The organism is Polaromonas sp., assembly GCF_049790275.1.
Lineage (GTDB): Bacteria > Pseudomonadota > Gammaproteobacteria > Burkholderiales > Burkholderiaceae_C > Polaromonas.
This window is the reverse complement of record NZ_JBAQYR010000116.1, coordinates 24574-43272: the sequence shown is the minus strand read 5'-3', so window position 1 is coordinate 43272 and position 18699 is coordinate 24574. Positions and strand designations below refer to the sequence as shown.

Here is an 18699-nt window from a genome sequence, read left to right as displayed (position 1 = left end):
CCGGGAACATAGGTCAATCAATATAGCATCGCATCCCGGAAACGGTCAGCCCCGGTCGCGGCTGGCCTTCAGGGTTTCTGGCAGTTGACACAGAAAAAAGTAGAGCGCTGCCCTTGCCGAAGCGTCCGGATCGGCGCCGCACACACCTTGCAGGGCAGGCCGGTCCGGTCATAAACCATGGCCTCGAGCTGGAAATATCCGCTCTCGCCCATGGCATTGGAAAAGTCCCTGAGTGTGCTGCCGCCCTTTGTAAGGGCTTGTGACAACACGGTGCGGATGGCGGCATGCAGCCTGGCCGCACGCGGCTTGCTCAGCCGCGCGGCGCGCACGGTTGGGCGAATTCCGGCCATGAACAGCGCTTCGGATGCATAGATGTTGCCGACGCCGACAACGATCTCCCCTGCCAGCAGCACCTGCTTGATCGCCGTCTGCCTGCCTTGCAGCGCACGATGAAAGACCAGCGCGTCAAAGGCGTCGGTCAGCGGTTCCACGCCAAGCCGGCCCAGAAGCTTCTGCGCGGCAGCATCGTGCTCGGCAGGCGCGTACACCACGGCACCAAAGCGGCGCGGATCATGCAACCGCAGGGTGCCTGCGGTGGTGTGCATGTCGAAGTGATCATGTTTGCCGGGCGGCGGCAGATCGCCGCCAAAACCCAGACTACCCGACATGCCCAGGTGGATCAGCAACAGACCGCCTGTGGTGTCGAGCAACAGGTATTTGCCCCTCCTGCGTACCTCAAGCACGGTATGCCCCCGCAAACGTGCAGGCTCGCAGCCCAGGGGCCAGCGCAGCGGCTTGCCCATCTGCAGGTCCAGGATTTTTGCGCCCGCAATGCGTCCGGCGAAACTCAGGCGGGTCACTTCAACTTCAGGCAATTCAGGCATAGGGAGCTCGGGACAATCGGCGGAAACGCCTACATCGGAACATTGCTTCAATTATCATGGCCCGATGAAGCAACTTATCAGCGTTTTCAGTGCACTTTGCCTGGCGGTTCCCGGTTTGTGGGCGCAGCCCGCCCCAGCCGCCCCCGGCCTGCCTCCCGCCGCCCTTCCCGAAGCGCCGGCCGCAGCCCAGGCCGTCACGCCTCCACCCTCCAGCCTGGACGGTGAGCTGTTTTATCAGGTGCTGATCGGCGAACTCACGGCACGCGAAGGCGACGCGCCCACCGGTTTTTCGCTGATGCTGGATGCCGCCCGCAAAACCAACGACGCCCAGCTGTACCAGCGCGCGGCCGACATTGCCCTGCAATCGCGCTCCGGCGATGCGGCATTGCAGGCAGCTCAGGCCTGGCGGCAGGCGCAGCCGGCATCGCGCGAGGCCAACCGCTATGTGCTGCAGATCCTGGTGGCTCTCAACCGCATCACCGAGACCGCAGAACCCCTGAAAACCGAAGTGCGGCTGGCGCCCCTGGCCGAACGCCCGGTGACCATCACCAACCTGCCCCGCTTCTTTGCCCGTGTCAGCGATAAAAAACTCGCTACAAGCGTGCTTGAAAGCGCACTGGCCGATGAACTCAAGACACCGGCCACCGGCCCGGCCGCCTGGACTGCCGTGGGCCGCATGCGCCTGGCAGCGGGCGACCTGCCCGCCGCGCTCGAGGCTGCAGACCGCGCACAGGCGCTGGACCCCATTTCCGAAGCGCCGGCCCTGCTGGCGCTGGAGCTGATGGACTCCAAACTGCCGCGCGCGGAGGCCCTGGTTCAAAAATACCTGGAAGGCAATCCCAAGGCCTTGCCGGAAATCCGCATGGCCTATGCCCGCGCCCTGCTCGATGGCCAGCGTTATGCCGAAGCCAGCGCGCAGTTGCAGGTGGTCACGCGCGACAAGCCCGACTACCCCGAGGGCTGGCTGGTGCTGGGATCCCTGCAGTTGCAGGACAACCAGCTGGCGCAGGCGCAGACTTCCCTGCTGCGTTATATCGAACTGGCCGGCCAGGGTGACGCTCCCCAGGCACAAACCAGCCGCGGCCTGTCCCAGGCCTACCTGTCGATGGCGCAGCTGGCCGAAAAACGCAAGGATTTTGCCGAAGCAGAAAACTGGCTGAGCAGGATTCCCGATGCGCAGGAACTGGTCCAGGCCCAGGCAAGACGCGCCTCGCTGCTGGCCAAACAAGGCAAGCTGGCAGAAGCCCGCCAGCTGATCCGGCAACTGCCCGAGCGCAACCCCGATGACAAACGTATCAAGCTGATGGCGGAAGTCAACCTGTTGCGCGAACAAAAGGAATACCGCGGTGCCTACGAGCTGCTGGCGCAGGCCGTCGCGCAATTTCCCGATGAACCCGAGCTTCTATACGACCAGGCCATGATGGCCGAGAAACTCAATGCCTTGCCGGAAATGGAACGCCTGCTGCGCGAAGTAGTACAACGCAAGCCGGACTACCACCATGCCTACAACGCACTGGGCTACTCGCTGGCCGATCGCAATGTGCGCTTGCCTGAAGCCAAACAATTGATCCTGAAGGCACTGGAGTACGCGCCCGAAGACCCCTTCATTCGCGACAGCCTGGGCTGGGCTGAATTTCGCCTCGGCAACAAGGCCGAGGCCCTGAAAATCTTCGAGGCTGCCTACAAGGCCAAGCCCGACCCGGAGATCGCGGCCCATTTCGGCGAGGTCCTGTGGAGCCTGGGCCAGCGCGACAAGGCCATGGCCATCTGGAAGGAAGGCATGCTGCTCAACGCAGACAATGAAACCCTGCTCCAGACACTCAAACGCCTTCGCGTCAGGCTGTAGACCGCCATGACCCTGATTGACGCGCCGCTGCGCCGGTCGGCCGCCCTGCTGGCGAGCCTTCTATTTGCTACGTTTTTCATAGCTGGTTGCGCAAGTCCACCAAGGGCTGCAGGCCAAAATGATGAGAAGAATTCATTCTGGGCTGGCCGCATCAGCCTGCAGGTGCAAAGCGAGCCTCCCCAGGCTTTTTTTGCCGGCTTCGAGCTCAAGGGCAATCCCGTTCAGGGCGAACTGACCCTGAACAGCCCGCTGGGCAACAGCCTGGCCGTGCTGCGCTGGTCGCCGCAGGAAGCCGTGCTCGATTCCGGCAACCAGATCCAGCGCTTTGCATCCGTCGACGAGCTGATGGAAAAAGCCACCGGCGCCGCCGTGCCGCTGCCCGCGCTGTTCGACTGGCTGGGCGGCAAAAATACCGCCGCGCACGGCTGGAGCGCCGACCTTTCACAACAGGCCGAGGGGAAGATTTCAGCCAGCCGGACGACGCCGCAACCGCGCTCGGACCTGCGCATCGTGCTTGCGGCCCCCTGATGCCTTTCGACCTGCTGCACACCGCTACCAACCAGCCGCTGAAAGCCATCTACGATGTCGCGGCGCCGGCAAAGCTCAATCTGTTTTTGCACATCACCGGGCGCCGTCCGGACGGCTACCACCTGCTTCAATCGGTGTTCATGCTGATCGATTGGTGCGACACCCTGCACTTCGAGCTGCGCCATGACGGCCAGATCACGCGCACCGACCTGGGTAGCGAAGCCGGCGAAGTACTCCCGGCTGAAGATCTCGTGGTGCGCGCCGCGCGCGCCCTGCAACGCGCCACCGGCACCACGCTGGGTGTACACATCGGCCTGGAAAAACGCATTCCCTCGCAGGCCGGCATGGGCGGCGGCTCATCCGACGCGGCCAGTTGCCTGCTGGCCCTGCAGCGTTTGTGGGGGTTGCGCCTGCCGACCAGCCAGTTGCAGACCATCGCACTCGGCCTCGGCGCGGATGTTCCATTTTTTCTCGGCGGCGGCCATGCCTGGGTCGAAGGTGTCGGCGAGAAGATCACACCCCTGCGCCTGCCCGCCGCCCGTTTTGTCGTGGTCAAACCTCCCGCGGGCTTGCCAACCGACGCCATTTTCCGCGCGCCCGCGCTCAAACGCGACACAGAAACTGCTACAATCCAAGGCTTTGCTGCAAACTCAGATGGCTCCGTTTACGAATTCGGCCATAACGACTTGCAGCCAGTCGCGCAGGCCTTGTGTCCGCAGGTTGGCCAATCCCTCGGTTGGCTGTCCATGCAACATTTGCAAGGCCGCATGACTGGCTCTGGAAGTGCTGTGTTTGCGCATATGCCGCACGAGATGGAACTCGCGGTCGCCCCAGGCGACTGGCAGGTCCGCAAATGCAGCAACCTGGATGCACATCCTCTGGCCGGTTGGTAAGATAAAGGCCATGGAATGTGTTTCCAGAACAACGATTAAAGGGTTGGTTGGCGGTGCCTGCAGATTGTCTTTTTGACAGTGTTCAGGCCTGACAATCTACCTGTGTAGGGGTGTCGCCAAGTTGGTTAAGGCACCGGATTTTGATTCCGGCATTCGCAGGTTCGAATCCTTCCACCCCTGCCAAAATTTTCGGGTCCCTTGTGGGGCCCGTGCTTTTAGGCCCCCGATAACGGGGGCCGGTGCTCGCTGACTGTTGAGTGTCTCCGGTTCAGGCCCTGCCTGGCAACATTCAGAAGCTGAATGTGCCAGGCGGAAAACGGCCCCAAGCCGCATGGGCATGGAACGGACACAGGGCGTTCGTGTTTTCAGTGCGTTTATTGCCTTTACCCATTCAGCACCGCTCCCCTTCCTAGACACCCGCTGGGCCACACATGCAACCGCACCATTCCGACTTCATGCTTTTCACCGGCAATGCCAATCCGAGCATGGCCTCCGAAATTGCCCAGCATCTGGGCATTTCACTGGGTGCGGCCCATGTGGGGCGTTTTTCGGACGGTGAAGTCACGGTCGAGATCCAGCAGAATGTGCGCGCGCGTGACGTGTTTGTGGTGCAGTCCACCTGCGCGCCGACCAACGAAAACATCATGGAACTGCTGATCATGGTCGATGCGCTCAAGCGCGCTTCGGCCGAACGCATTTCCGCCGTCATTCCCTACTTTGGTTATGCCCGCCAGGACAGGCGCCCGCGTTCGGCACGGGTGCCCATCAGCGCCAAGGTGGTGGCCAACATGCTACAGGCCGTGGGCGTCTCACGCGTACTGACCATGGACCTGCATGCCGACCAGATCCAGGGCTTCTTTGACATCCCGGTCGACAACATCTATGCCTCGCCGGTGCTGCTGGGCGACCTTCGCCAGAAAAATTACAACGACCTGATGGTGGTGTCGCCTGACGTCGGCGGCGTGGTCCGCGCACGCGCGCTGGCCAAGCAGCTCGGCTGCGACATGGCCATCATCGACAAACGCCGGCCCAAGGCCAATGTGTCGGAAGTGATGCACGTCATCGGCGACATTGACGGACGCAACTGCGTCATCATGGACGACATGATCGATACCGCCGGCACGCTGGTCAAGGCTGCTGAAGTGCTGAAAGAGCGCGGAGCCAAGAAGGTCTATGCGTATTGCACGCATCCGATTTTTTCCGGCCCGGCCATCGAGCGCATCGCCCAGGGCGAAGCGCTGGACGAAGTGGTCATCACCAACACCATCCCCCTGAGCCAGGCGGCCCAGGACTGCAAGAAAATTCGCCAGCTCTCCGTGGCCCCGCTGATTGCCGAAACAATCCAGCGCATCGCCAGTGGTGAGTCGGTCATGAGTTTGTTCTCGGACCAGGACAACCTGTTCTGATCCGGAGCGAAAAGCCGGCTGCATGTTTGTGCAGCCTTTTTATGTCGGGGTGAGCTGGTCGCGGCCCACCTCTTTTGGAGAATATTATGAAATTCGTCGCTTTTGAGCGCGCCAAGCAGGGCACGGGTGCGAGCCGCCGTCTCCGCATCACGGGCCGCACGCCCGGTATCGTTTACGGTGGCACCGGTGAACCGTCGCTGATCGAACTCGATCACAACGCACTGTGGCACGCCATCAAGAAAGAAGCTTTCCACGCTTCCGTCCTCGAGATGGAACTGGGCGGCAAGACACAAAAGGTCTTGCTTCGCGATCTGCAGATGCACCCGTTCAAGCAACTGGTCCTGCACATCGACTTCCAGCGCGTTGACGCGAAGACCCGCCTGACCATGAAAGTGCCCCTGCACTACAGCGGCGAAGAAGAGTCGCCTGCGGTCAAGGCCGAAAACTGCCTGGTCAACCACGTGCTGACCGAGCTGAGCATCTCCTGCCTGCCGAAAGACCTGCCTGAATTCATCGCCATCGATCTGAGCGGCCTGAAAAAAGGCACCTCGCTGCACGTCAAGGACATCACACTGCCCAAGGGCGTGAAGTTTGTCGCCAAGGGTGGCCAGGACAACCCGGTCCTGGTGTCGGTCTCTGCCGTCTCGGAAGAAGCCGAAGCCGATGCAGCTGCAGCAGCCGCCGCGGCCGTGCCTGTGGATCCCAAGGCAGCCAAAGCCGCTGCCGCCAAGGAAGCCAAAGCCGGCGCCAAGGCTGACGCTGTCAAGCCTGCCGCCAAGAAGTAATTCATGACGGCATCGGCCTGAAAGGGCCGGCGGCCCTTGTCCTCCCTGGAGGCCAAGGGCCTTTTTCTTGGGGAAAGCTCCTGCTGCGCTGATAATCCGGTTGCGGGCCCGCCCGCAGACTTTTTCTCCCCTCACCACACAGCATGATCAAACTTTTTGTTGGCCTGGGCAACCCGGGCCCGGAATACGAGGCGACACGCCACAACGCCGGTTTCTGGTGGACCGAGGCGCTGGCGCGCGAGCTCAAGCTGACGCTGGCACTCGACAAAAACTACCATGGCCGCGTCGCCCGGACCACGATCAAAGGGCAAACCGTCTGGCTGCTCGAGCCCCTGACTTTCATGAACCTGTCAGGCAAATCGGTGGCGGCCCTCGCGCGTTTTTTCAAGATTGCACCTGAAGAGATCCTGGTGGCCCACGACGAGCTCGATATCGTTCCCGGCCAGGTCAAGCTCAAGTTCGGCGGCAGCCACGCCGGCCACAACGGCCTGCGCGACATCCATGCCCAGCTTGGCACCGACGACTACTGGCGCCTGCGCATCGGTGTCGGACACCCGGGCGTGAAGTCCGAAGTCATCAACTGGGTGCTGAAAAAGCCCTCGCAGGAACACCGCGCAGCGATCGAGGACAGCATTGCCCGTGCATTGAAAGCCGTGCCGGACCTGCTGGCCGGCGAGATGGAAAAGGCCACCATGCTGATCCACACCAGCACGCCGCCCCGGCCGAAGCCGCCGCGCAAGCCCGAAGCGGAAAATTCCGAAAACGATTAGAGGCATCACGCTACGACTGCGGTCTGTCCGCACCCTTTCCCGCCGCATTCCCCCCTCCTGTATGCGCGAGGAGCACAGGTCCAGCCGGGTCAGGGCAAGCGATTGTCTGAGGTGCAACGCCGGAAGTTAACAACCCTGGATCCAGAATCAAGTCCGAGATGACCAGGCTGGAAAAGTTTTCGCTATGAATTCAATAGCTTCTCGCGCCCGTCGTACAAGGGCTGGAGCGACGAACGACTTATAAAACCCGAGCCTGCACGACAGCTGCAGCCGACTCCGCCTGCAAGCGCTGGTACTTCTGCCAAAGCGTTTCACGGCTTTCGATGAAGTCGGGATTGAGCGGAATGCAGGCCACAGGACAGACCTGCACACACTGCGGCTCATCGAAATGCCCGACACATTCGGTGCAGCGCTGCGGGTCGATCTCGTAGATTTCCTTGCCCAGGTAAATCGCCTGGTTCGGGCACTCCGGCTCACACACGTCGCAGTTGATGCATTCGTCGGTGATCAGCAAGGCCATGCTCAGATGCCTTTCTGTGCACCCGCGGTGTGTGCCAGCCGCAACGCAGACGCAACGCCGCTGCTCACCATCTGGCTCACGTCGCCGCCCAGCTTGCTGATCTCACGCACCAGCGTGCTGCTGATGCATTGCACCGGTGCGTCGGGCAGCAGGAACACGGTCTCTACCTGGGGACGCAGTTTGCGGTTCATGGCCGCCATCTGGGCTTCGTAATCAAAATCGGTGAGGTTGCGCACACCGCGCACAACCGCCACGGCTTGCTGCGCTGCGCAAAAGTCCATGATCAGTCCGTCGAAAGGCAGCACGCTGACATTGGCCATGCCCTGCGTTTCGTCCTGCACCTGCTGCAGGCGCGTGTCCAGGCTGAACAGGGTCTTCTTGTGGTGCGCCATTGCAACGCCGATAACAAGCCGGTCAAACAGCCCTGCCGCGCGGCGCACGATGTCCTGGTGCCCAAGCGTGAAGGGGTCAAAAGTTCCGGAATAAACCGCGATGCGGGTGCTGGTAGCCATGGGCCAATTATGCCCGCCTGCCCGTGGAGCCGCGTGTCCCTGCCGCCCTCAGGGCTACGCCGCAGCGCCCTTGCGCACCAGCAGGTGAAAGTGCACCGCCCCGGCCTTGCCGCTGCGATGCAGCTGCAAGCCATACTCGGCCAGCGCATCGTCAGACCAGGCCTGCGGCGCTTCCAGGTAGACATAACCGGGCTCGGCCACCACTTGAGCCGCCGCCCTGAGCGCCGGCTCGAACAGCGGCGAATCAAAGGGCGGATCCAGGAACACCAGCTGCATGCTGGCGGGTGACGCCCGTCTCAGGCCAGCCAGGCCATCGCCGCGCTCGACCTTCACCATGTCCGCATGCAGTTTTGCCTGCAATGCCTTGAGCTGGTCCACCAGGCCGGGGTCCTGCTCGCACAGCAACACCTCGGCGGCGCCGCGCGAAGCGGCCTCCAGCCCCAGCGCGCCGGTGCCGGCAAACACGTCCATGCAGCGCCAGCCCGTCAAGTCCTGGCCCAGCCAGTTGAACAGGGTCTCGCGCACGCGGTCAGGCGTGGGGCGCAGGCCGAGCTTGTTGGGCACGGGCAGTTTGCTGCGCTTGTACTGGCCGCCGATGATGCGGATCTCGCCCGGGGGCACGGACTTGCGGGCCACGACCTTGCCTGATTTCGGTCGTGGCGCGGTGCCTGGCGGGGCCTTGCCTGCAGTGGCTGGCGTGTACTTCATGGTTTGGTTCCTGGGGTCGCATCTCCCGCCGAAGCGGGAACAGACCCGAGGATAACAGTCACCATTTTCTCCGGCTGCAGCTTGCGGGCAAAAGCGGCCCGCACGTCGGTGACGCTCACTTTGGCAATCCGGGCGGTCCAGGTGTCCAGATAATCCAGCGGCAAGTCGTTCCAGGCGATGTTGGCCAGGTTGCCCAGAAGTTTGCCGTTGCTGTCGATCAGCAGGGGAAAGCCGCCAATCAGGTAACCCTTGGCCGCCTTGAGTTCAGCCTCGGTGGGTCCTTCGGCAACAAATTTCGCAAGCACCTGCTGCGCCACCGCTGTCGCCTGCGCCGCCTGGTCAGGACGCGTCTGCAGCCCGACGGTGAACGCCCCGGCATGCCGGCCCGGCGAGAAATAGCTTGAGACGCTGTAGCTCAGGCCGCGTTTTTCGCGCACCTCCTGGGTCAGCCGCGAAACGAATCCCCCGCCGCCGAGAACGTAGTTGCCCAGCGTCAGGGCAAAGAAGTCAGGATCGTTGCGTTTGTAACCGGGCTGGCCCATCAGCACATGCGCCTGTGCCGAATCGAAGGGAATGTTCAGGGCCTGTGCACGCTCCAGCGGCAGCACCTCCGCCACCGCCGGCAAGGGCGGCGCAGCGGCGCAGTCAACTTGCGGCAAGCGCGCGAGCAGGCCCGTCACCAGGGCATCGGCCTGCACACGGTTCAGCGCGCCCACGATGCTGACACGGGCGTGGCAAGGCGTGATGTAAGCCGCGTGAAAAGCCCGCATGTCGGCGACGCTGATGCGGCCCAGGCTGGCTTCAGTGGTCTCATGGCCATAGGGGTGGTCGCCATACACCGCTGCAGCAAATGCGCGGCCGGCCAGATACGCCGGCCGGGTATGGGCCTCCTTGAGCTGGGCCACCAGCCGCTGCCGGTCGCGCTGCCAGATGTGGTCCGGGAAAGCCGGCTCGGCCACCTGCCGGGCCGCCAGCCGCATGGCCTGGTCCAGCAGGTCCGACTCAGTCAGGCTGCGCAATGAAAAACTGAAGCGATCAGTCCCCGCAGAAGCCCCGAACTGCGCCCCCAGGTCGGCCCAGGCTTCGCCGAGCGCATTTTCATCGAGCGCAGGTTCATTGCCACGCGCAGCGACGCCCTTGGAGAGCAGGGAGGCGGTGGCGCCGGCCAGGCCGGCCTGCGCTGCCGCCACGCGCCGGCTGCCGGCGTCGAAATCGAGCTGTACATCGACCATGGCAATGGCCGGGCTCTCGATCAGGTAGACCCTGGCACCACCGGGTTGTGCCCACTGCTGGATGGGAATCGCCGCCAGCGAGAGTAAAGGGCAAAAAATGCCTGCAGCCCCTGCCAGTATTGCGCCGATAGCTCTTTTTTTGATAGCAATTGTCACGTGAGTTTCCCCAGGAAAATGTGTTGGGAAAAGCACCCGGCCAAACGGGAGGCGCTCAATGCCTGAGCCCCGCAGCGAGCACCCGCCTGGCGCGGCCCGGATCGGGAGGCTGCGGCAGCAAGGTGGCCAGCGTCAGCTGGTCGTCGCTGAAATACCGCGCGGCCACCGCCTGCACCTCGGCGCTGCTGATGCTGCGCAACTGGCTGACCAAGCGCGAATCCGTGTCAAGCGGCAGCCCGTTGATCCAATAGGAACCCAGCTGGCTTGCCTGGCTGAACAACGCATCAAGCTTGTAGGTTTCGCTGGCGATCCACTGGGTTTTGACGCGTTTGAGTTCGGCCTCGCTAACCCCCTCGCGCGCGATCAGCGCAACCTGCTGGCGCAAGGCATCAGCCACCTGCGCTGCCGTTTTTCCGTCAGCAGGCGCGCCGTCAAGCACGAACACCTGCGGCCCGCGGCCGATCAGCCCATTGCCCGCGCCGGCGCTGTCTGCCAAGCGCTGCTCGCCCTGGGTCAGGGCCCGGTCCAGCCGCGCACCGCTGTAGCCGTCCAGCACCGCCGCCAGCACCGTCAGCGCCAATGCATCGCGGTTAAAACCCCCGGCTGCGTCCTGGCCACCTCCCGGTGGCTGCAGCCCCGGTACCTTGTAGAGCAGGCTCACATAAGCCTGGCTCGCCGGGGCCTTGAAATCGAGCTGGCGCAAACCGCTTTGCGCGGGCTCGATGCGCGGCTTGCGCTCCGGTACCGGGCGCGCTGCAATGCGGCCATAGTATTTTTCAGCCAGGCGCCGCACCTGATCCACATTCACATCGCCGGCCACCACCACCACCGCATTGGCCGGCACATACCAGCGCCGGTAAAACGCTCGCGCATCATCGGGTGTCATGGCTTCGAGGTCGTTCATCCAGCCGACAACCGGTCGGCGGTAGGGCGAAGCCATGAAGGTCATGGCATTCGCGGCTTCATACAGCAGGGCACGCGGCGAGTCTTCGGTGCGCAGGCGCCGTTCTTCCTTGACAACCTCCAGCTCGCGTTTGAACTCATCGTCGACCCACTGGTTGCGCGCAAAGCGGTCGGCCTCCAGGCGTATCACGTCCTCAAGCTTGTCCGAGGGTATCTGCTGGTAATAACCGGTCGCGTCGCGGGTGGTGAACGCGTTTTCGCGCCCCCCCAGCGCAGCAACGCGGCGTGAAAACTCGCCCGGCTTCATGTCGGGTGTTCCCTTGAACAGCATGTGTTCCAGCACGTGAGCCACACCGGTGCTGCCATCCACCTCGTCCATGGAACCGACCCGCACCCAGAGCATGTGGGCTGCGGTGGGCGCGCGCCGGTCGGTCTTGACAATGACGGTCATGCCGTTGGCAAGCTGGAATTGGGTCACCGGAGCGGTGTTTTGTGCCCACACGGGAGCCGTCAGGAAAAAGCCGGGAAGGAGGAAAAGAACTGTGCGACCAAGGAGTGTCGAAGAAGCGGAAAAAATACCCATGAAATCCTGTGTGCTGTGTTTCATAGAATAGTGTGACTCCAAAGCACAATCAATGTTCAGTTTCTTCAAGAAAAAAAAGCCCGCTGCCGCGCCTGAAACCGCTCCGGCCGCCATCGGGCACCCTGCCCCGCCCGACACGGCGGCTCCCATTGCCGGCAGCCCGGAAGGCCTGCCCCCCGCAGCTCCGATGCGCCCCGGCGGAGGCCTGATCGGCAGTGCGCTGGTCACGCCAATAGCGATTCCCGAGCCAGGCGCCATACCCGCGGAGCGTGAACACTGGGTCAGCAAGCTCCGCTCGGGTCTGCACAAGACCGGGGCCAGCATTTCCGGCGTGTTCACCGGTACCCGCATTGACGATGCGCTGTATGAAGATTTGGAGTCGGCCCTGCTGATGGCCGATGCCGGCACCGGCGCCACCACTTACCTGCTCGATGAAGTCAAGCGCCGCGTGAAGGAGAGCGGTGTGACCCATCCGGTGGCCGTCAAGAACATCCTGACCGAGGTTCTCGCCCAGCTGCTCAAGCCGCTGGAGCAGGCACTGGTGATAGGCGAGTACAAACCGACCGTGATCATGGTCGCCGGCGTCAACGGTGCGGGCAAAACCACGTCGATCGGCAAGCTCACGCGGCACCTTGCCAGCGAAGGCGCTTCGGTGCTGCTGGCCGCGGCCGACACCTTCCGCGCCGCAGCACGCGAGCAGCTCGAGGTCTGGGCCGACCGCAACATGGTGGAGATCGTCAGCCAGGAAGGCGGCGATCCGGCAGCGGTGAGCTTCGACGCCGTCAGTGCCGGCAAGGCACGCGGCAAGGACGTGGTACTGGTGGACACCGCGGGCCGCCTGCCGACCCAGCTGCACCTGATGGAAGAGCTGCGCAAGATCAAGCGTGTGGTCGCCAAGGCAGATAGCACGGCGCCGCATGAAGTACTGCTGGTGATCGACGGCAACACCGGCCAGAACGCGCTGAGCCAGGTCAAGGCCTTTGACGATACGCTGCAGCTCACCGGGCTGGTCGTGACCAAGCTTGATGGCACCGCCAAGGGCGGCGTGCTGGCTGCCATAGCGCTGTGGGCACGGGAGCGCGCGAAAGCCTCGCCCGGCTTGCGGCCGGTGCCGGTCTATTTCATCGGCGTCGGCGAAAAACTGGAAGACCTGGAAACCTTCAACGCCCGGGAATTCGCGCAGGCACTGCTGTCGTGAGCGGCCGATGCCCGGTCAAGCCAGGCCCAGTCGCAGCAGCAACACGCCCAGCACCACGAACGCCACGATAAAGGCAGTCTCGCCCAGGAGCATGGCGACCGGTTTCCAGCCGAGTTTGAGCAGGTCTTCGAAACTGGTCTTCACGCCGGCCGCCGCAATTGCTGTCACCAGCATCCAGCGCGAGGCATCGCCGGCAAGCTGGGCCATCGGCGGCGTGATGGTTCCCACGCTGGCCAGCATCACCAGCACCACAAAGGCCAGCAGGAAGCCGGGAACCAGCGGCACTTCGGTTTCCGGTGTCTTGACGGCCGGGTGATGGCGGTAAAGCACCGCAATCACCAGCACCACCGGCATCAGCAGCATCACGCGAAACAGCTTGACCAGCGTGGCGGTGTCGCCCGCCTGCGGCCCCAGCATCATGCCCGCGGCCACCACCTGGGCCACATCATGGATGGAGCCGCCCAGGACGATGCCGGCCTGCGCCGGCGCCAGTCCCATCGCATTCAGGCTGAAGGGGTAGACCACCATGGCCACGGTCGACAGCACGGTGACGCCAACCACGGCCAGCAAGGTAAAGCGCTCGTTCTCGCGGGTCTGCGGCAGCACCGACGAGACGGCAAGTGCCGCCGAGGCCCCGCAGATTGCCACGGCGCTGCCGGTGAGCAGGCCCTGGTCGCGCGAGCAGCCCAGCCAGCGCGCCAGCACCAGCCCGCACACAATCGTCAGCAGCACCGCCAGCACCATCAGCACGCCGGTCTGCACGCCAAGCTCGGCCACCTGCGCAAACGTGATGCGTGCGCCCAGCAGGGCAACGCCGACACGCAGCACCGTGCGGCCACAGAAATTGATGCCCTGAACGGCCTTCGGATGGCCGTTCAGGAAATGGAAGGCCAGGCCGATCAGCAGCGCGTACAGAAGCTGCGGCCCCCCGTAGTGTTCGGAGACAAAGGTGGCCGCCAGCGCAATCACCAGGCACACCAGCACGCCGGGGAAATACGAAGCCAGCCTGGCACGCCAGTGCGCCGTCACGATGATTGCATCCCGGTCACTTTCAGGTTTTTTTGGACAGCACACTCACGTAGTCATGTGCCTGGGTGTTGATGAATGAAACCCTGTACTCCACGGGCTTGTCGCCAAAGGTCAGCGCGAGACGATGCACCTCCATGACCGGGGTGCCCGGCGCAACACCCAGCACCCGCGCCACGGCCTTGTCGGCGCCCGAAGCCCGGGCGCGCTCCTGGGCGCGCAGCACGGTAATGCCGAAATCGGTCTGGTACAGCGCATAAACCGTGCTGGGCCGTTCGACAAAACGCTTTTCGGTGAGGTTGCGAAACATGGCGGACGACAGCACCAGCCTGTCATACACCACCACGCGTCCGCCCAATGTCAGCTTGTTCTCCACGCGAAAGACCGGGTCCTCCAGCTTGATGCGCAAGGCCCGGGCTTCAGCCGCATCGGCCTTGTCACGCATGAAACCGATGCAGGTGATGCCGGGAAACTCCTGCTCCAGCGGCGGCCCCTCGTCTTCGGGGTCCGGACGCGGCTCCACATGAAAAAACTGGAACATGAAACGGGCACGGTTGTGCGGCGCGACAAAAGTACCCTTGCCCTGGCGCCGGACCAGCACATGCTCGTGCACGAGTTCGTCCACCGCATGGCGCAGGGTGCCCACGCTGACCTGCAGTTCCAGGGCCAGCGCCGATTCACCGGGCAGCGCCTTGCCCGGGCCATAGCGCCCGGCCTCAATGATTTTCTGCAAATCCCTTTTGACCTGACGGTACAGCGGCAGGGAGTCGCCGCCTTTCGGCAGTTTGCGCGGTCCCGGTCTGGTTTTTGTCTTCACCGCCTGATTGGAACACTGCGGGCGGGCGCCGTACAACTCATATACAGGAGTTCATTGACAAGCCATGGCCGGTCTCTAGACTGGCGGTTCGATTCAACTTCGGACCTCTGGAAAACCCAATGATTCATTTTGTATTACATGACGCCAAAGACACCGTGGCGGTCGTGGTGGTGGAAGGTGTGAAGTCAGGCACCGACATGACCGGCTGGATCATGGACGAAGACCGCATGATCAATGTCAAGGCGATGCAGGACATCCCGATCGGCCACAAGGTGGCGCTCAAGGACATGGCTGTCGGCGAGACCGTCTGGAAATACGGCATCGACATGGGCAAGGTCGTGGCCGACATCAAGGCCGGCCAGCACGCCCACGTGCACAACATTAAAACCAAAAGGTGGTAACCCCCCGAAGCAGCCTGCGGCCGCCTCCCCCCAAGGGGCATCGCCAGTGGCCTGGCAGAGCCAGATCCACGGCGATCGCTGAAAAATAATTCATCAAGGACCCATTCATGTCAGTCATCGATAAAAACACCACCTTCCTCGGCTACCGCCGGGAAAACGGCCGCGTCGGTGTGCGCAACCACGTGATCATTCTTCCGCTGGATGATTTGTCCAACGCTGCGGCCGAAGCCGTCGCCCACAACATCAAGGGCGCGATGGCGATTCCACACCCTTATGGGCGCCTGCAGTTTGGCGCTGACCTCGAGCTGCACTTTCGCACCCTGATAGGTGCGGGCTGCAACCCCAATGTTGCAGCTGTTGTCGTCATCGGCATTGAAGACGCCTGGACCAAAAAAGTGGTGGACGGCATCGCCACCACAGGCAAGCCCGTGGTGGGTTTCGGCATTGAAGGACATGGCGACCACGAAACCATCATGCGGGCCTCCAAGGCAGCCCGCGAGTATGTGCAGTGGGCCAGTGAAAAGCAGCGCGAGGTGTGTCCCATCTCCGAGCTGTGGGTCTCCACCAAATGCGGCGAATCGGACACCACTTCCGGCTGCGGCGCCAACCCGACGGTCGGCAATGCCTTCGACAAGCTGCACCCCCTGGGCACCTATCTGTGTTTCGGTGAAACCACCGAACTCACCGGCGGCGAAAAAATCGTCGCCGACCGCTGCGCCACCGATGCGATCCGCGAGCAGTTCATGTTCATGTTCAACCGCTACCAGGCGGTGATCGACCGCCACAAGACCAGCGACCTGTCCGACTCGCAGCCGACCAAGGGCAACATTGCCGGCGGCCTGACCACCATCGAGGAAAAAGCACTCGGCAACATCCAGAAAATCGGCAAGAAATGCACAGTCGATGGTGTCATCGACAAGGCCGAGATGCCGACACATCCGGGCCTCTGGTTCATGGACTCGTCGAGCGCCGCTGCCGAGATGGTGACGCTGTGCGCCGCCTCCGGCTACGCCGTGCATTTCTTCCCCACCGGCCAGGGCAATGTGATCGGCAATGCGATAGTGCCGGTCATCAAGATCTGCTCCAACCCGCGCACCGTTCGCCTGATGAGCGAACACATTGACGTGGACACCTCGGGGCTACTGCAGCGCGAGATCACGCTGGACCAGGCCGGCGACCAGTTGCTGGAGAACATGCTGCGCACCGCCAATGGGCGGTTAACGGCCGCCGAGGCGCTGGGCCACCGGGAATTCGTTTTGACTCGCCTGTTCGAAAGCGCCTGAATATGGCCCCCACGCTTGTCGCTTCGCGTACTGCGCTACCCCCCGGGGGGGCGCATTTTTCCTTGGGGCGGCCCGGCGGAAAAACCTTGTCCCCCACGCTTGCCGCTTCGCGTGCTGCGCTGCCCCTTGCACAAAGAAGAGGGGCGCTGCGCCTGCGGCCCGGCAGAGCCGGTTCCGCGGCCCCGGCTGGTGAAGAAGGTTCTCCCACGCTTGTCGCTTCGCACACTGATGGGCGCAGTCCGTCATGACGACCCGCGCACGCATCGTCATCACCGAGTTCATGGACGAGCGCGCGGTCGCGCAGCTGGCGGCTATGCATGATGTCCTGTACGACCCGCTGCTGGTGGACGACGCACCGCGCCTGATCAAAGAGGCCGCAAGTGCCGACGTATTGATCGTGCGTAACCGCACCCAGGTTCGCAACGACCTGCTTTCGGCTCTGGGCCAATGCCGGGTCGTGGGCCGGCTGGGAGTGGGCCTGGACAACATTGATGTCAGCGGCTGTGAGGCCAAAGGCATTCAAGTGATTCCGGCCACGGGCGCCAACGCGCTCAGCGTTGCTGAATACGTGATAGCCAGCACCATGTTGTTGCTGCGCGGCGCCTATACAGCGACACAAGCGGTTGCCAGCGGCCAGTGGCCGCGCGCGGCGCTGAGCAACGGCCGCGAAACGGCTGGCAAGACGCTGGGCATCATCGGCTTTGGCTCCATCGGGCAAACCGTGGCCCGCATGGCGCACGGCCTCGGCATGAAAGTCATCGCATTTGATGCCATGCTCACGGCAGATGCTGCAGTGTTCAGGCAAACGGGCATCGCATTTTCCAGCCTGGACACGCTGATAAGCCAGGCTGACGTGGTCACCCTGCATGTCCCGCTGGTGGAAACCACCCGCGGTCTTTTCAACGCTGCACGAATTGCAGCCATGAAAAAGGGCGCTGTACTAATAAATACCTCACGTGGACACATTGTTGATCTGCAAGCTGTCGCGACGGCGCTACGTTCTGGCCATCTGGGGGGCGCGGCCATCGATGTTTTTGATACAGAACCCTTGCCCGCTGATGTCTCGCTGCAGAATTGCCCTAACCTGCTTCTGAGCCCTCACATCTCTGGTGTCACTTTTGAAGCCAATGAGCGTGTGTCTTTCATGATTGCTGACAAAGTGCTGGAGAGCCTGAACTGAATGGCCCAACTGACCTTCGAAGAAGCCACCCGCCTTGCAACCCTTGCACTGCGCCTGGCCGGTGCCGGTGAGGCCATGGCGGCCAGCACCGCCCGGGCACTGGTCCGGGCCGAGGCACAGGGACTGGCCTCACATGGCCTGAGCCGGGTCGCGCAATATGCCACGCATCTGCGCAATGGCAGGGCCAATGGCAGGGCCTTGCCAGCGGTGACACGGCACAAGGGTGCGGCCATCCTGGTCGATGCCGGCCAGGGCCTGGCGTTCCCGGCCTGCGATCTTGCCATCTCGACCGCCATCACCACAGCGCAGACCCTGGCCGTATGTTTTGCCGGCGTGACCAACAGCCACCACTGCGGTGTGTTGGTGGACCACTTGCGTGCGGTAGCCGATGCCGGCATGGTCGGACTCGGTTTTGCCAATTCGCCGGCGGCCATGCCGGCAGCCGGCGGCAAACACCCCATCTTCGGCACCAATCCCATCGCAGCCGCTTTCCCGCGGCGCAACGCCGACCCGCTGCTCATCGACCTCTCGCTCAGTGAAGTCGCACGCGGCAAGCTGATGGTTGCAGCCAAGGAAGGCCAGGCCATTCCCCTGGGATGGGCGCTGGACAGCCAGGGCCAGCCGACCACGGATCCCAAGGCCGGGCTGGCGGGCTCCATGCTGCCGCTGGGCGCCGCCAGCAGCCCCAAGGGCGCCATGCTGGCGCTGATCGTCGAGCTGCTGGTCACCGCCGTGATCGGTGCGCAATTCGGTTTCGAAGCCTCTTCCTTTTTTGTCGATGAAGGCAATGCACCGCGCATCGGCCAGGCTTTCATCGTGATCGACCCCGGCGCCCTGGCCGGCCAGGATGTGTATTACGAACGCATGGAAACACTGGTCAGCGAAATGCTGATCGATGATGGGGTGCGCCTGGCAGGCGCCCGAAGAACAAGCCTGGAAGAAAAGGCAAGAAATTCAGGGCTGACGATTCCGGATGCGCTGAAAGACCAGCTCGACAGGCTGGTCGCATAACCCGCCGGGGCTGCATGGGTCGTTCCACGCGGCAAGGGCGGATTCGATGAAAAACGC

19 protein-coding genes and 1 tRNA gene are annotated in these 18699 nt (G+C 63.1%); 12 read left to right on the top strand and 8 right to left on the bottom strand.

All coding sequences use genetic code 11. The features are described 5' to 3' along the window. Positions 1-68: 68 nt before the first annotated feature. A complete protein-coding gene (gene mutM / locus WA904_RS15250; RefSeq protein ID WP_425197972.1) occupies positions 69-884 on the bottom strand; it encodes a bifunctional DNA-formamidopyrimidine glycosylase/DNA-(apurinic or apyrimidinic site) lyase in 816 nt (271 codons plus the stop codon). A 64-nt stretch (positions 885-948) separates the two neighbouring features. Between mutM and WA904_RS15245 the strand changes: the two genes are divergently transcribed. The 7 genes from WA904_RS15245 (at position 949) to pth (ending at position 7112) form a co-directional block, all read left to right on the top strand. Then, on the top strand, positions 949-2730 hold the full coding sequence (locus WA904_RS15245; RefSeq protein WP_425197971.1) for a tetratricopeptide repeat protein: 1782 nt from the start codon (positions 949-951) through the stop codon (positions 2728-2730). A gap of 6 nt (positions 2731-2736) precedes the next feature. Beyond that, positions 2737-3258: a lipoprotein insertase outer membrane protein LolB gene (locus WA904_RS15240; RefSeq protein ID WP_425197970.1), complete on the top strand. Its 522-nt coding sequence runs from the start codon at positions 2737-2739 to the stop codon at positions 3256-3258. A gap of 38 nt (positions 3259-3296) precedes the next feature. Beyond that, positions 3297-4151 (top strand): 4-(cytidine 5'-diphospho)-2-C-methyl-D-erythritol kinase, encoded by an 855-nt coding sequence (ispE, locus tag WA904_RS15235; RefSeq protein WP_425197991.1) that lies wholly within the window; start codon positions 3297-3299, stop codon positions 4149-4151. 106 nt (positions 4152-4257) lie between these two features. Beyond that, positions 4258-4334 (top strand) — tRNA-Gln (locus WA904_RS15230). A gap of 248 nt (positions 4335-4582) precedes the next feature. Then, entirely contained in the window at positions 4583-5557 is a 975-nt protein-coding gene (locus WA904_RS15225; protein WP_348072241.1) for a ribose-phosphate pyrophosphokinase, read from the top strand. An 86-nt stretch (positions 5558-5643) separates the two neighbouring features. Continuing rightward, entirely contained in the window at positions 5644-6342 is a 699-nt protein-coding gene (locus WA904_RS15220; RefSeq protein ID WP_425197969.1) for a 50S ribosomal protein L25/general stress protein Ctc, read from the top strand. Positions 6343-6485: 143 nt separating this feature from the next. Continuing rightward, positions 6486-7112: an aminoacyl-tRNA hydrolase gene (gene pth / locus WA904_RS15215; RefSeq protein ID WP_425197968.1), complete on the top strand. Its 627-nt coding sequence runs from the start codon at positions 6486-6488 to the stop codon at positions 7110-7112. 238 nt (positions 7113-7350) lie between these two features. Here the strand turns inward: pth and WA904_RS15210 are convergent, their stop codons facing one another. From WA904_RS15210 to WA904_RS15190, 5 genes are read right to left on the bottom strand one after another with little or no spacing between them, the layout of a single operon-like run. Beyond that, complete coding sequence (locus tag WA904_RS15210) at positions 7351-7632, bottom strand: YfhL family 4Fe-4S dicluster ferredoxin (protein WP_425197967.1); 282 nt, start codon at positions 7630-7632, stop codon at positions 7351-7353. 2 nt (positions 7633-7634) lie between these two features. Then, positions 7635-8144, bottom strand: a complete 510-nt coding sequence (gene coaD, locus WA904_RS15205; RefSeq protein ID WP_425197966.1) for a pantetheine-phosphate adenylyltransferase — start codon at positions 8142-8144, stop codon at positions 7635-7637. A gap of 54 nt (positions 8145-8198) precedes the next feature. After that, positions 8199-8852, bottom strand: coding sequence for a 16S rRNA (guanine(966)-N(2))-methyltransferase RsmD (gene rsmD / locus WA904_RS15200; protein ID WP_425197965.1), 654 nt, complete (start codon positions 8850-8852; stop codon positions 8199-8201). Then, complete coding sequence (locus WA904_RS15195) at positions 8849-10240, bottom strand: M16 family metallopeptidase (RefSeq protein WP_425197964.1); 1392 nt, start codon at positions 10238-10240, stop codon at positions 8849-8851. The genes rsmD and WA904_RS15195 overlap by 4 nt, the downstream gene beginning before the upstream one ends. Positions 10241-10295: 55 nt before the next feature. Next, positions 10296-11750: a M16 family metallopeptidase gene (locus WA904_RS15190; protein ID WP_425197963.1), complete on the bottom strand. Its 1455-nt coding sequence runs from the start codon at positions 11748-11750 to the stop codon at positions 10296-10298. A gap of 28 nt (positions 11751-11778) precedes the next feature. On the opposite strand from WA904_RS15190, the gene ftsY reads away from it, so the two are divergent. Then, positions 11779-12924 (top strand): signal recognition particle-docking protein FtsY, encoded by a 1146-nt coding sequence (gene ftsY, locus WA904_RS15185; RefSeq protein ID WP_425197962.1) that lies wholly within the window; start codon positions 11779-11781, stop codon positions 12922-12924. A 15-nt stretch (positions 12925-12939) separates the two neighbouring features. Here ftsY and WA904_RS15180 read toward each other — a convergent pair whose 3' ends face one another. Beyond that, on the bottom strand, positions 12940-13953 hold the full coding sequence (locus tag WA904_RS15180; RefSeq protein ID WP_425197961.1) for a YeiH family protein: 1014 nt from the start codon (positions 13951-13953) through the stop codon (positions 12940-12942). Positions 13954-13975: 22 nt separating this feature from the next. Next, complete coding sequence (locus WA904_RS15175; protein WP_425197960.1) at positions 13976-14767, bottom strand: GntR family transcriptional regulator; 792 nt, start codon at positions 14765-14767, stop codon at positions 13976-13978. Positions 14768-14886: 119 nt separating this feature from the next. Here WA904_RS15175 and WA904_RS15170 point away from each other — a divergent pair, with 119 nt between their 5' ends. The 4 genes from WA904_RS15170 to WA904_RS15155 all read left to right on the top strand — a co-directional run bounded on the left by WA904_RS15170 (position 14887) and on the right by WA904_RS15155 (position 18642). Next, complete coding sequence (locus tag WA904_RS15170) at positions 14887-15168, top strand: flagellar biosynthesis protein FlgA (RefSeq protein WP_425197959.1); 282 nt, start codon at positions 14887-14889, stop codon at positions 15166-15168. A gap of 107 nt (positions 15169-15275) precedes the next feature. Next, positions 15276-16451 carry a UxaA family hydrolase gene (locus WA904_RS15165; RefSeq protein ID WP_425197958.1) on the top strand — a complete coding sequence of 392 codons (1176 nt, stop codon included), beginning with the start codon at positions 15276-15278 and terminating at the stop codon, positions 16449-16451. 244 nt (positions 16452-16695) lie between these two features. Further along, positions 16696-17631 (top strand): hydroxyacid dehydrogenase, encoded by a 936-nt coding sequence (locus WA904_RS15160; RefSeq protein ID WP_425197957.1) that lies wholly within the window; start codon positions 16696-16698, stop codon positions 17629-17631. Then, entirely contained in the window at positions 17632-18642 is a 1011-nt protein-coding gene (locus WA904_RS15155; RefSeq protein WP_425197956.1) for an Ldh family oxidoreductase, read from the top strand. It abuts the gene before it with no gap. Positions 18643-18699 lie beyond the last annotated feature (57 nt).

Bases quoted from the DNA above. Each gene is read 5' to 3' on its own strand.
- mutM (WP_425197972.1), bottom strand. From the start codon at position 884: ATGCCTGAATTGCCTGAAGTTGAAGTGACCCGCCTGAGTTTCGCCGGA.
- WA904_RS15245 (WP_425197971.1), top strand. From the start codon at position 949: ATGAAGCAACTTATCAGCGTTTTCAGTGCACTTTGCCTGGCGGTTCCC.
- WA904_RS15240 (WP_425197970.1), top strand. From the start codon at position 2,737: ATGACCCTGATTGACGCGCCGCTGCGCCGGTCGGCCGCCCTGCTGGCG.
- WA904_RS15225 (WP_348072241.1), top strand. From the start codon at position 4,583: ATGCAACCGCACCATTCCGACTTCATGCTTTTCACCGGCAATGCCAAT.
- WA904_RS15220 (WP_425197969.1), top strand. From the start codon at position 5,644: ATGAAATTCGTCGCTTTTGAGCGCGCCAAGCAGGGCACGGGTGCGAGC.
- pth (WP_425197968.1), top strand. From the start codon at position 6,486: ATGATCAAACTTTTTGTTGGCCTGGGCAACCCGGGCCCGGAATACGAG.
- WA904_RS15210 (WP_425197967.1), bottom strand. From the start codon at position 7,632: ATGGCCTTGCTGATCACCGACGAATGCATCAACTGCGACGTGTGTGAG.
- coaD (WP_425197966.1), bottom strand. From the start codon at position 8,144: ATGGCTACCAGCACCCGCATCGCGGTTTATTCCGGAACTTTTGACCCC.
- rsmD (WP_425197965.1), bottom strand. From the start codon at position 8,852: ATGAAGTACACGCCAGCCACTGCAGGCAAGGCCCCGCCAGGCACCGCG.
- WA904_RS15190 (WP_425197963.1), bottom strand. From the start codon at position 11,750: ATGAAACACAGCACACAGGATTTCATGGGTATTTTTTCCGCTTCTTCG.
- ftsY (WP_425197962.1), top strand. From the start codon at position 11,779: ATGTTCAGTTTCTTCAAGAAAAAAAAGCCCGCTGCCGCGCCTGAAACC.
- WA904_RS15170 (WP_425197959.1), top strand. From the start codon at position 14,887: ATGATTCATTTTGTATTACATGACGCCAAAGACACCGTGGCGGTCGTG.
- WA904_RS15165 (WP_425197958.1), top strand. From the start codon at position 15,276: ATGTCAGTCATCGATAAAAACACCACCTTCCTCGGCTACCGCCGGGAA.
- WA904_RS15160 (WP_425197957.1), top strand. From the start codon at position 16,696: ATGACGACCCGCGCACGCATCGTCATCACCGAGTTCATGGACGAGCGC.
- WA904_RS15155 (WP_425197956.1), top strand. From the start codon at position 17,632: ATGGCCCAACTGACCTTCGAAGAAGCCACCCGCCTTGCAACCCTTGCA.